The sequence below is a fragment of the Microbacterium sp. PRF11 genome (assembly GCF_031844085.1).
Classification (GTDB): Bacteria; Actinomycetota; Actinomycetes; order Actinomycetales; family Microbacteriaceae; genus Microbacterium.
The window spans coordinates 775548-788159 of sequence record NZ_JAUZUP010000001.1; the positions used below are offsets into that span (position 1 = coordinate 775548).

The window sequence follows — 12612 nt, forward strand, 5'->3', positions numbered from 1 at the left end:
CCCGGGCGTGTCGCGCCCGGCGGATCCTCAGCATCGCCCGTCGAAACGCCGACGGCGCCACCCCCGTGAGGGAGCGGCGCCGGAAGCTCTGATGTGATCAGGCGTTGCCGATGTTCTTGTCGACGTTCTCTCGCACCTCGTCGATCTTCGCGTGATGCTCGGTGGGCACGACCTTCTTGATCGCGTCGGCCGCACCGTCGAGGATCTTGTCGCTGACCTCTTCGGCCTTCTCGCTCTTCAGCGCCTCGTCGATCTTGTCGCGGTTCTCGTCGAGGAGCTTCTTGCCCTTCGCGATGATGTCGTCCACGCCAGCCATGTGCGTCTCCCTCGGTGAGCGGGCCGACCCGTGTGTCGGCCTCCTCCTCATTCTGAAGTCGTCGCCCCGCCCGGGGGAAGCCCTCCGGTACCGACGACGAAGGCCGGGCCCGAAGGCCCGGCCTTCGCCGAGTGAAGTCTGGAAGGACTTACTTGAGGATCTTGGTGACGGTACCGGCACCGACGGTGCGGCCACCCTCACGGATCGCGTAGCCGAGGCCCTCTTCCATGGCGATCGGCTGGATGAGCTCGACCGACATCTCGGTGGTGTCACCGGGCATGACCATCTCCGTGCCCTCGGGCAGCGTGATGACGCCGGTCACGTCGGTGGTGCGGAAGTAGAACTGCGGGCGGTAGTTCGTGAAGAACGGGTTGTGGCGGCCGCCCTCTTCCTTGGACAGGATGTACGCCGTGCCCTCGAAGTTGGTGTGCGGGGTGACCGAACCGGGCTTCACGACGACCTGGCCGCGCTCGACGTCGTCACGCTTGGTGCCGCGGAGGAGCAGACCACAGTTCTCGCCGGCCCAGGCCTCGTCGAGCTGCTTGTGGAACATCTCGATACCCGTGACCGTGGTCTTCTGCGTCGGGCGGATGCCGACGATCTCGACCTCGGAGTTGATCGCGAGGGTACCGCGCTCGGCGCGGCCCGTGACGACCGTGCCACGACCGGTGATCGTGAAGACGTCCTCGATGGGCATGAGGAAGGGCTTGTCCTTGTCACGCACCGGGTCGGGGATCGACTCGTCGACGGCCTCCATGAGCTCGACGATCGCGTTGACCCACTGCTCGTCGCCCTCGAGAGCCTTGAGGCCCGAGACGCGGACGACGGGGGCGTTGTCGCCGTCGAAGTCCTGCGACGAGAGGAGCTCGCGGACCTCGAGCTCGACGAGCTCCAGGATCTCCTCGTCGTCGACCATGTCGCTCTTGTTCAGCGCGACGAGCAGGTAGGGCACGCCGACCTGCTTGGCGAGCAGAACGTGCTCACGGGTCTGAGCCATCGGGCCGTCGGTGGCGGCGACCACGAGGATCGCGCCGTCCATCTGAGCGGCACCGGTGATCATGTTCTTGATGTAGTCGGCGTGACCGGGCGCGTCGACGTGAGCGTAGTGACGCTTCGGGGTCTCGTACTCGACGTGCGAGATGTTGATCGTGATACCGCGCTGACGCTCTTCCGGCGCCGAGTCGATCGACGCGAAGTCGCGCTGAACGTTGGTGGCCGACGGGAACTTGTCGGCGAGCACCTTCGAGATGGCAGCGGTGAGCGTGGTCTTGCCGTGGTCGACGTGACCGATCGTTCCGATGTTCACGTGCGGCTTGGTCCGCTCGAACTTGGCCTTAGCCACTGGGTCCTCCTCAGGACGTTGGTTGCGAGGTTCCGGGCACTGGATTGCGACCGGTTCTTCGCGGGGATGGTTCTCAGATTACTAGAGAGTCGGTATTCAGTTTGAGCGGATGCCGGGAACCTGAGCAGAACCCGGGTTCCCGGCATCCGTGAGAGCGGTGTTACTCGCCCTTGTTCTTCTGGATGATCTCGTCGGCCACGGCCTTCGGGACATCGGCGTAGCTGTCGAACTCCATCGAGTACACGGCACGGCCCGAGGTCTTCGAGCGCAGGTCGCCGATGTAGCCGAACATCTCGGACAGCGGCACGTTCGCCCGGACGACCTTGACGCCGGCGGCGTCTTCCATCGACTGGATCTGACCGCGACGCGAGTTCAGGTCGCCGATGACGTCGCCCATGTACTCCTCGGGAGTACGCACCTCGACGGCCATGATCGGCTCGAGGATGGTGGGGTTCGCCTTGCGGACGGCCTCCTTGAAGCCCATGGATCCCGCGATCTTGAACGCCATCTCCGACGAGTCGACGTCGTGCGAGGCGCCGTCGAGGAGGATCGCCTTGACACCCACCATGGGGTAGCCGGCGAGCACGCCGACGTTCATGGCGTCCTGGAAGCCCTGGTCGGTCGGCGAGATGTACTCGCGCGGGATACGACCACCGGTGACCTTGTTCTCGAACTCGTAGGTCTTGTCGGCCGTGACCTCGAGGGGCTCGATCGCGAACTGGATCTTCGCGAACTGACCCGACCCACCGGTCTGCTTCTTGTGGGTGTAGTCGTGGCGCTCGACCGACTTGCGGATCGTCTCGCGGTAGGCCACCTGCGGCTTTCCGACGTTGGCCTCGACCTTGAACTCGCGCTTCATGCGGTCGACCAGGATGTCGAGGTGGAGCTCGCCCATGCCCTTGATGACGGTCTGACCGGTCTCGGCGTTCTGCTCGACGCGGAATGTCGGGTCTTCTTCCGCGAGCTTCTGGATGGCGACACCCAGCTTCTCCTGGTCGGCCTTGGTCTTGGGCTCGATCGCGACCTCGATGACCGGCTCCGGGAACGTCATCGACTCGAGGACGACCTGGTTCGCGGGGTCGCAGAGGGTGTCACCGGTGGTGGTGTCCTTCAGACCGATGACCGCGTAGATGTGGCCGGCGGTGACGGATTCGACCGGCATCTCCTTGTTGGCGTGCATCTGGAAGATCTTCCCGATGCGCTCCTTCTTGCCCTTGGTCGCGTTGACGACCTGGGCGCCGGAGTCGAGGTGACCCGAGTACACGCGGATGTAGGTGAGGCGACCGAAGAACGGGTGCGTCACGATCTTGAACGCGAGAGCCGCGAAGGGCTCCTCGCGGTCGGCGTGGCGCTCGATGACGATCTCTTCGTCCTTGGGGTCGTGCGCCTCGATGGCGGGCACGTCCAGGGGCGAGGGGAGGTAGTCCACGACCGCGTCGAGCATGGGCTGCACGCCGCGGTTCTTGAACGCCGAACCGCAGAGCACGGGGTAGAGCTCCGAGGCGATGGTCATCTTGCGGATGGCGCCCTTGATCTCGGCGACCGTGAGCTCCTCACCGCCGAAGAACTTCTCGAGCAGGGCGTCGTCGGACTCGGCGACCGTCTCGAGGAGCTGCTGGCGGTACTCGGCCGCCTTGTCGGCGAGGTCGGCCGGGATCTCCTGGATCTCGTACTTGGCGCCCATGGTCACGTCACCCTTGGCGTCACCGGGCCAGACCAGCGCACGCATCTCGACGAGGTCGATCACGCCGACGAAGTCGTTCTCGGCACCGATGGGCAGCTGGATGACGAGCGGCTTGGCCTTCAGGCGGTTGACGATGGTGTCGACCGTGAAGTAGAAGTCGGCACCCAGCTTGTCCATCTTGTTGACGAAGCAGATGCGGGGGACGTCGTACTTGTCGGCCTGACGCCACACGGTCTCGGACTGGGGCTCGACGCCCTCCTTGCCGTCGAAGACGGCGACGGCGCCGTCGAGGACGCGGAGCGAGCGCTCGACCTCGACGGTGAAGTCGACGTGACCGGGGGTGTCGATGATGTTGATCTGGTTCTTGTCCCAGAAGCAGGTCACGGCGGCGGAGGTGATGGTGATGCCACGCTCCTGCTCCTGCTCCATCCAGTCGGTGGTAGCCGCACCGTCGTGCGTCTCACCGATCTTGTGGTTGACGCCCGTGTAGAACAGGATGCGCTCGGTCGTCGTGGTCTTGCCGGCGTCGATGTGGGCCATGATGCCGATGTTGCGGACCTTGTGCAGGTCGGTGAGCACGTCTTGTGCCACGGGTGTCTTCCTTACCTGTTGGGAGGTTGATGCCGGGCCCATCGGAGGGTCCGCGACCGGGGTGCGGTCACGGACCCTCCGCGGGTTTTACCAGCGGTAGTGCGCGAAGGCGCGGTTCGACTCGGCCATCTTGTGGGTGTCCTCGCGGCGCTTGACCGCGGCACCGAGGCCGTTCGAGGCGTCGAGGATCTCGTTCTGCAGACGCTCGGTCATCGTCTTCTCACGACGGCCCTTGGCGTAGCTCACGAGCCAGCGCAGTGCGAGGGTGTTCGCACGGTGCGGCTTGACCTCGACGGGAACCTGGTAGGTCGAGCCACCGACGCGGCGGCTCTTGACCTCGAGGGTGGGACGGACGTTGTCGAGCGCCTTCTTGAGCGTGGCGACGGCGTCCTGGCTGTTCTTCGCCTCGACGCCCTTGAGGGCTTCGTAGACGATCGACTCGGCGATGGACTTCTTGCCGTCGACGAGGATCTTGTTGACCAGCTGGGTGACGACGGGAGCGCCGTACACCGGGTCGTTGACGACGGGACGCTTCGGGGCAGGACCCTTACGAGGCATGGTTCTCAGCCCTTCTTCGCGCCGTAGCGGCTACGAGCCTGCTTACGGTTCTTGACAGCCTGGGTGTCGAGCGCACCGCGGACGATCTTGTAACGGACACCGGGGAGGTCCTTGACGCGACCACCGCGGACGAGCACGAGCGAGTGCTCCTGCAGGTTGTGGCCCTCGCCGGGGATGTAGGCGGTGACCTCGGTGCCGTTGCGCAGCTTCACACGGGCGACCTTGCGCATGGCCGAGTTCGGCTTCTTGGGGGTCGTGGTGTACACGCGGGTGCACACGCCGGCCTGCTGGGGGTTCGACTTCAGCGCGGGAGCCTTGGTCTTCGAGACCTTCGGCGAGCGGCCCTTGCGAACCAACTGCTGAATGGTTGGCACGTTCTCTCCTTGATTGGCTGGGCGTTCCCTCGCGGTGGCGCCCAGGGTGCTGCACGGTGACAGCGTCGTGTCTCCCCCGCCATGCCGCTCATCTTGCGATTCGTGACGTGTCGGGCTCACGTGTGATCCACCCCGCGCGAGAATGACCTCGCGCGCTTCGTGGTGGATATGCCGTGGGGGCGACCTGTTCGCAGGCCGATCCCTGAGATGGTGCGAGCGTTGATCCGAGCGACACACCCGAGGGCATGACACACGGCGCGCGTGAACGCACACCCGCTCAATGATACGCGTTCTGCGGGGGTGCGGCAAACGTCCGCCGCTTTCCGCAGCTGGGAGATCGCCCGGACGAGCGGCGCCTCAGCCGAGCAGGAGGACCGCGCCCACCGCGGCCGCCGCGACGAGGACACCGACGATGACAGCGAGCACGACGACCCGTGCCGCGCCGCGGCGGGCGCGCGGGCGGACCGCGGCGGCATCCTCGAGACCGGGCGAGCGCATCTCGACCCGCCGCTCGACGCGGACGGGGACATCGCGGCGCAGGTCGTAGCTCTCCCGCTGCAGCGGGACGGGGGAACGGGCGTCGCGCCGGCCTCCCGGCACCGACGTCTCGGGTTCGACGGTCGCCTCGATCGACGCCCGGCGGGCGCGTCGGGTGCCGGCGGCTGTGTCGGGATCCGCACCGGACTCGACTGACGACCGCCGCCGGGTCGCCTCGTCGAGGTCGCCCGCCGCAGCGCGTCGCGGTGCGGTCGTCTCGACGTCGTCGGCGATCTGCGCCGCGGGGGCCGCCCTCGAGGAGCGCGCCGTGGCCTCGTCGAGGGGGCTGTCGGGCGGAGCCGGGACAGCACCGCCCCGGGGGCGCGTGCCGAACCCACCCGGCGGGGACGTGACAACGCCGTCTGCCGAGGGAGCGGAGGGCGACCGCACGGTGTCATCGACCGCGACCTCTCGAGACGACAGCACGGTGTCATCCGCCGCGAGCTCCCCCGGCGCCAGCACCGTGTCATCCGCTGCGAACGCACCCGTCGACAGGACGGTGTCGTCCTCGGCGCCGTGCTGCGAGGGCAGGGCCGTCTCGTCGTCCGGCGCCTCGGGCGCGACGAGGACGGTGTCATCGTCCGGCGACTCCTCGACCGGGACGGCGTCGACCTCGGCCGGCGGGTTGGCCGGCCACGACCGCAGGCGCCCCGCCCAGATGGTCACCTCGTCGGGGTCGTCGGAGCGGTCGGCCGGTCCGCTCACGCGTCGCTCCGCGAGAGGCGCACCTCCGCGTCGCCGAGGAAGAACCGCTCCCCCGCCTCGATCTCCTCCCCGGGAGGCGCCTCGACCTCGGTTCCCATGAGCGTCGCGAACAGCACCCCGTTCGTGGAGTGCAGATCGGTGACGTACCAGGTGTCGCCACGCAGCTCGAGACGGGCGTGGGTCTTCGACACGGTCCGGGTCTCGTCGGAGATCGCGACGAGCTGGGCGTCGGGGTGGGCGGCGTCGGGGCCGGGACGCCGACCCAGGATGACGACCGTGGAGGTGATGTCCACGGGAGCGCCGCTGGGCGGGATCAACGCCCACGGAATGCGCTTCCGCCGAGTCACCACGGTGCGATCGAGCGCGTCGAAGTCCTCGTCGGCCGAGACCGCGGGCACCTCGGGCTGCGTGTACAGCGCCGAGACGGAGGTGCGAGCCGAACGCGGCGAACCGGCGTCGGGGGCTCCGGACACCGCCGACACCGCCTCGGACAGCTCGGGGAAGTCGTCGCCTTGTTCCACAGGCTCGGGGCGGGGCGCGGCGACGGGCTCCGCCGCCGGCCGGGTGAGGGGGATGTCGGTGATGGGCGCGTGAGGCGAGGGGTCCGACGCGGCGGTGCGACGGGGAGGACCGACCCACGGGGCCACGACCTCAGGCTCTTCGTTCGCCGCGGGCGCCTCGTCGGCGGGGGCCGGGGAGGACCAGGTCGGGATGTCGGCCGCGGGCGTCACGATCGGAACGGCACGCGTCGGCGGCTCCTCGTCGGCGAACGGTGTCGCGGGGCGGCGGCGGTCTTCGTCGGCCGACGCGGCCGCGGGAGCATTCGACGCCGGGGGCGCGGCATCCGGGACCGCCCGATCCGACTGCTCGTCGGGGGCACCGTCGCGGAGGGCGTCGAGCACGTCGAACACCGACGTCGCGGGGGCCGGAGCCGCAGCGGCGGCCGGAGGCGCAGCTTGGCGGTCGTCGAACGAGACCGGGCGCGAGTCGAGCGGGGGCGCCCAGTCGCTCGTCGATGGCACGGCGTCGGCGAGCGAGCCCGAGGGGGCCGCGAACGGTTGGACGACGGGCTCCGACGGCGAGTCGGAGGCGGCGGGACGCGATGCCGGGGCCCCGGGATCGGAGGAGAGCGCGGGCTCGGGCGTCCACCCGCCGATGAGTGGGACGTAGGGTCCGTCGAAGTCGCGCCCCCGGCGGACGGGGGCCGAGTCCTCGCTCACGCGCTCGGACCGCCGCGCACCGGCGTACCGCGCTGAGCCCCAGCCGAGGATGCTGGCCCAGATGACGGGGAAGAGCGCACCGACCACGGTGTACCCGCCGCCGACGCCGAAGCCGGTGTTGATGCGGTGCACGGCCACGACGAACACGGCGATGAACGCCACCCCGCCGAAGAGCGGGACGATGTTCAACAGCACCAGCCACGGCGAGAAGCCACCGCGCTTGAGCACCGTGGCGACGTTGAGCACGGGCACCCAGGCCTGCCACGCGGGCTCGTCCATCTTGCGGAACATCGCCGCGAGCGCGAGCGCGAACCACACGTACAGCACGACGACGAGCGCGAACGACGTCGCTCCGAGAACCACCGTGGTCGAATCGGTCATGTCGTGTCGCGTCCCCCCTGGGCGGTGGAACGCTTCCCCCTCTCGTCGCGGTGCGGCGTCCCCCGCCGTGAACGGCGCGGGGCGAGGAACCGCAGGAACGATCTCAACGATACGGCCGCGCGCACGCGTCGCCAGAAGCCTCGCTGACGCGTCATCGCGCGTCGTTCCTCGTCGACGATGCGCCAGAACGCGGAGACCTCGTCGTCGGACACCGCGACCGAGGAGAACACGGCGCGGTCCGCGTCGTCGGCCAGTCGGGTTCCGGCCGGTGTCTCGAAGGCCTCGGCCACCTCTCGCCGCGTCGGCGCGCGCGGAACCGTGCGACCGGAATCGACCCCCGCGTCGACGTACTCGTCCCATCCGCCGGCGATCGCCGAGCGCGGATCGGGGTCGCGGCGACGACCGCGGCGGCGCAGCGCCTTGGCCACGACGATCGCGAGGAAGGGGCCGAACAGCACGAGGAGGACGAGAACGGCGATGCCGACCACGCGCAGCACGGCCCACAGGGCAGTGAGGTCCAGCGCATCGTCGGATCGCGTGTCGTCGTCGTTGGCGTTGTCCTCCTGCACCGGCTCGGGCGGCACGACCTCCTCGACGGTGTCGGGGCGCACCTCGGTGACGTTCTCCGGGTCCTGCTGCTGCGTGACCTCGAGGCTCGGGGACTTCTCCCACTGCGGCGTCACGTCGAGGGCGGCCCAGCGACCGTCGTCGCCGCGCACCTCGGTCCAGGCACTGAGATCGCGCGCGCGGCACTCCCCCGCCTCGCACGTCGCGAGCGAGGAATCCGTCGACACCAGCCGCGCCCCCACGACCACGCGCGCCGGGAAGCCCAGCTCGTGGGCGATGAGGGCCGCGGCGACGGCGAACTGCTCGTCGTCGCCGACGGCGGCGACGTAATTGTCGGATGCCGCCGCACGCGGGTCGTCCTCGCGCTCGAGCAGCCGCTCGAACATGCGGTCCACTCGTGCGATCGAGTGACCGGACGCACTCGGCTGCAACTGGTAGCCCGGCAGATCCGCGGTCCAGGCGGGCGGGGCCGCCCCCTCCGGCGCGAGGCTGTGACTGAGGTATCCGCGCTCGCGGAGGAGCTGCACGAGCGATTGCAGAGCCGCACCGTCCGAACCGGCCGCATGCTCGTCGACCCAGCGGCGCAGATTGTCGCCGCCGGCGATCCCCTCGCTGTCGCCGGGCGCCGTCATCGACGCGAGATCCTCGGCGGTGGGTTCGACGCCGGTGAGGCGGTACCGGTCGCCGGAGCGCACGCCCCCGTCGGCGGTCTGGACGCCCGCCTCGGCGTCGGCGCTGTAGTAGAAACGGTCGGCGAGCTGCCCGCGCCGCTCGCCCTCGAACTCGGCCGAGGAGAGGCGCCCGGCGGTCGGCATCCAGATTCCGCTCAAGGCGTCGATCTCGATGTCGGCCTGCACGGCGCGACCCTCGCCCGCGTCGCGGGTGGAGGGGAGCCGGACGAATCCCGACCCCTCGTCGCCCGACGCGCGGAAGATCTCCCCGTCGTAGGAGTCGAGAGTGGCGATGCGGATGCGTTCGGGCAGTGCCCCGTCTCCCGTGACACGGAAGAGCACGTCCCCGGAGCGGGCGTCGGAGAACAGGGCGCGGTATTCGGCCAGGGGGCTCACGGCCTCGGCGATCTGCCGCTCGGGACCGGCGATCGAACGCAGCACCTGGCGGTCGGCGTCGCGCGCCGCCCACGGGACGACGGCGACCGTCGCCACCACGGCGATCGCCAGCATGGCCGCACCCAGCGCCGCGCGCCGGCGATCCGCGGCGGTGGAGCTGCGTCCCACCGCGACGGTCGACACGTCGCTCGCACGCCGCAGCGCCCGTCCGCGTTCATCGCGCGCCCGCCACGCGAGCCAGAGCACGGCCGCCAGCATCGCGCTCAGGCCCACCGCCGTCTCCACCGGCGCGGGCAGCACGAGGGGGCCGAGGATGAGCGGTGCGCTCGGGGAGGTGCGGCCGAAGAACAGACCGAAACCGGTCATCGCCAACCCCACGACCACCGCCGCCGGCGCTCGCCGGTCGGTACGCACGGCCAGGGCGAGGGCGAGGGCGGTCCCCACGAGGAACACCAGGAGGGCCGGGATGAGCAGGTTGCGGTACGTGCCCACCGGGAGGTCGACCGTGACGAGGTCCTTCCACGCCAGCAGGACGCCGGCGAACGACTCGCCCACCCCCCGGAGCACGTCGAGCGGCGACGTCAGGCGCGACGGCACGGCCAGCGGCACGGCGATCAGGGCGAACGCGATCGACAGGGCCGCGGCCAGGATCCAACCGCCCCACCGGCGCCACACGACGAGGGCGACGATGCCGGCGGCGACGACCGCCGAGACGCCCACGAGCACCAGGAAGGAGCCCGTCGCGTACACGGGCCATGCCGCGACCGCGGCCAGCACGACGCTGGCGAGGACGTAGAGCCCGCCGGCGGTCCACCGCGGGACGGACGAGGGGTCGCGCCGAAGGGGGCGGCGGTCTTCGCGTGACGCGCTCACGAGGTCGCCCCCCGCACGAGCAGGCCCGACAGGTCGTCGAGGGTCCCGATCGTCAGCACCGTCAAGCCCGCGACGCTCTGCATTCGCGGATGCGCGCGCTCGTCGCAGATGACGGCGGCGACCGCGGTGTCGGACGGGAAGGCGAGGGCGGCCTGTCGCAGGCGGGCCAGCGGAACCGTCGATCCCACCACCAGGAAGGCGATCGACAAGCGCTCGTTGGCCTCGGCGGCGAGGCGGCACACGTCTTCGACGGCCATCGTGTTCTCGTGCCGGTCGAGACCGCTGAACCCGTCGAGCATCGCCCGCGGCGACACGACGGGCACGTGGCGGATCGCCCGCAGCCGCCCCTTCACGACCCGCGGGATCTCGGTACCGGTGACGATGTCGATGTCGCGCGCATCGCGGACCGCACGCAGCCCCAGCGACGCCGCGGCCGAGACCGCGAGCTCGTACTCGTCGGCATCCGCGTACTCCTGCGTCGCCGCGGCGAGCACGACGGCCATCCGCGAGCGGCGTGACTCCTCGTACTGGCGCACCATGAGCCGGCCGGTCTTCGCCGTCGACTTCCAGTGCACCTGGCGGCGGGAGTCGCCGGGGACGTACTCGCGGATCGCGTGGAACGACATGTCGGCGTCGACCAGGCGCCGGGTGGCGTTGCCTTCGAGGTCGCGCACGAGACCCGCGCTCGTGGAGGGCAGACTCACCGTGCGCGGGTGGACGTACAGGTCGTGCACGTCGTCGAAGGCGTGTTCGCGGCGCAGCAGCCCCACCGGATCGCTCCGCACGGTCGTGACCGGCCCCACGCGCACGACACCGCGCGGCAGGGCGGGGATCTCGAGCGGCTCGGCGGTGCTCTGCCCGGGACGAAGGAACGGGACCCCGAACTCGACCAGGCCCTTGCCGACCGGGATGTCGAGCCGACCCGGGAGCGCGGGGCGGGCGCTGTCGTTGCGCACCACGATCTCGCCGGTGACCCCGGTCCCCGCGACCACCCGCTCGTGCGCGAGGGCGAGGTCCACCTCGTACGCGCGCGCACCGAACAGGAACGGCACACTCATCGCGAGCAGCAGCAGGGCCGCGCACCCGGCGACCATCCACTCGACCCACCCGAACGCGAGACCGAAGAACAGTCCCCCGGCCGCGGCGACCGCGACCGCCCCGGCCGGGCGCACGGTACGGCCGGCCCACCGCGCCGCGGCGGCGACGGCCTGAGTGGTGACCCGCCAGGCCTCGGCGATCTGCACGACGGCCCGGACGATGCGCCGTTGACGGCGCACCGAGGTGGACGTGATCGAGGTGCGCGAGCCGGTGAACGAGGTGCGCGTCAGTCGCGACTCCGTGAGGTTCACGTCGGGCATCGGTCACCTCCCGCGGGGGCGAGGGCTCGGGGACGCACCGTCACGCGCTCTCGCGCTGCGTCGGCGGCAGGGTGTCGAGGAGCACCTGCCCGATGACGGCCTCCTGCGTGACACCGTCGAACTCCGCCTCGGGGTGCAGGATGAGCCGGTGCGAGAGAACGGCGACCGCGAGCGCCTTGACGTCGTCGGGCGTGGCGTAGGTGCGCCCCTGCGAGGCCGCGCGCGTACGGGTCGCGCGGGTCAGAGCGAGAGCGCCGCGGATGCTCACGCCCAGACGCACCTCGTCGGCCGTGCGGGTGGCATCCACGAGACGGGCGATGTAGTCGAGCACGAGCGCGTCGACGTACACGGATGCCGCGAGGTCGGCCATACCGACCATGGCCTGGGGCGTGATGATGGGGCGCAGGTCGCCCGTCGCGATCGGGGCGCCGTCGAGGATGCGCACGGTCGCCGCGTGGTCGGGGTAGCCGAGGGAGGTGCGCAGGAGGAAGCGGTCGAGCTGCGCCTCGGGCAGGCGGTAGGTGCCGGCCTGCTCGACGGGGTTCTGTGTCGCGAGCACGAGGAACGGCACACCCACCTCGCGCGTGACGCCGTCGATGGTGACGCGGCCCTCTTCCATGACCTCGAGCAGAGCGGACTGGGTCTTGGGGCTGGCGCGGTTGATCTCGTCCGCGAGGACGATGTTGGCGAAGATCGGGCCGGTGTGGAACTCGAACGCACCGGTCTTCTGGTCGTAGACGGTGATGCCCGTGATGTCGCCCGGCAGCAGGTCGGGGGTGAACTGGATGCGGGTGTTCGTACCCTGCACCGACTGCCCGATCGCGCGGGCCAGCGAGGTCTTGCCCGTTCCCGGGACGTCCTCGAGAAGCACGTGCCCGTCGCTCAGCATCGCCGTCAGAACCAGCTCCACGACGTGCCGCTTGCCGAGGACGGCGCGCTCGACGTTGTCGGCGATCTGCGAGAAGGTCTGGGAGAACCAGGTGGCCTGCTCCTGGGTGATCGTCATGTCGAGTCCTTCGAGGGATTGTCGGGGGTGGGT

The 12612-nt window shown here is 70.1% G+C and carries 10 protein-coding genes; all 10 read right to left on the minus strand.

The features are described 5' to 3' along the window. Positions 1-97: 97 nt before the first annotated feature. The gene (locus Q9R20_RS03745; RefSeq protein WP_311248054.1) at positions 98-316 is read right to left on the minus strand and encodes an Rv0909 family putative TA system antitoxin; all 219 of its coding nucleotides are present in this window, start codon (positions 314-316) and stop codon (positions 98-100) included. A 148-nt stretch (positions 317-464) separates the two neighbouring features. Continuing rightward, positions 465-1658: an elongation factor Tu gene (tuf, locus tag Q9R20_RS03750; protein WP_056226238.1), complete on the minus strand. Its 1194-nt coding sequence runs from the start codon at positions 1656-1658 to the stop codon at positions 465-467. Positions 1659-1818: 160 nt separating this feature from the next. Beyond that, positions 1819-3933: an elongation factor G gene (fusA, locus tag Q9R20_RS03755; RefSeq protein WP_311248055.1), complete on the minus strand. Its 2115-nt coding sequence runs from the start codon at positions 3931-3933 to the stop codon at positions 1819-1821. An 87-nt stretch (positions 3934-4020) separates the two neighbouring features. After that, the gene (rpsG, locus tag Q9R20_RS03760) at positions 4021-4491 is read right to left on the minus strand and encodes a 30S ribosomal protein S7 (protein ID WP_295838734.1); all 471 of its coding nucleotides are present in this window, start codon (positions 4489-4491) and stop codon (positions 4021-4023) included. A 5-nt stretch (positions 4492-4496) separates the two neighbouring features. Next, complete coding sequence (gene rpsL / locus Q9R20_RS03765) at positions 4497-4865, minus strand: 30S ribosomal protein S12 (protein ID WP_013584051.1); 369 nt, start codon at positions 4863-4865, stop codon at positions 4497-4499. A 357-nt stretch (positions 4866-5222) separates the two neighbouring features. Next, positions 5223-6107, minus strand: coding sequence for a hypothetical protein (locus Q9R20_RS03770; RefSeq protein ID WP_311248056.1), 885 nt, complete (start codon positions 6105-6107; stop codon positions 5223-5225). Continuing rightward, positions 6104-7708 (minus strand): DUF5684 domain-containing protein, encoded by a 1605-nt coding sequence (locus tag Q9R20_RS03775; protein ID WP_311248057.1) that lies wholly within the window; start codon positions 7706-7708, stop codon positions 6104-6106. Before Q9R20_RS03775 ends, Q9R20_RS03770 begins: the two co-directional genes overlap by 4 nt. Beyond that, the gene (locus Q9R20_RS03780; protein WP_311248058.1) at positions 7705-10215 is read right to left on the minus strand and encodes a transglutaminaseTgpA domain-containing protein; all 2511 of its coding nucleotides are present in this window, start codon (positions 10213-10215) and stop codon (positions 7705-7707) included. The genes Q9R20_RS03775 and Q9R20_RS03780 overlap by 4 nt, the downstream gene beginning before the upstream one ends. Next, positions 10212-11573, minus strand: a complete 1362-nt coding sequence (locus Q9R20_RS03785; RefSeq protein ID WP_311248059.1) for a DUF58 domain-containing protein — start codon at positions 11571-11573, stop codon at positions 10212-10214. The genes Q9R20_RS03780 and Q9R20_RS03785 overlap by 4 nt, the downstream gene beginning before the upstream one ends. A gap of 40 nt (positions 11574-11613) precedes the next feature. Further along, positions 11614-12579, minus strand: a complete 966-nt coding sequence (locus tag Q9R20_RS03790) for a MoxR family ATPase (RefSeq protein WP_295838726.1) — start codon at positions 12577-12579, stop codon at positions 11614-11616. Positions 12580-12612 lie beyond the last annotated feature (33 nt).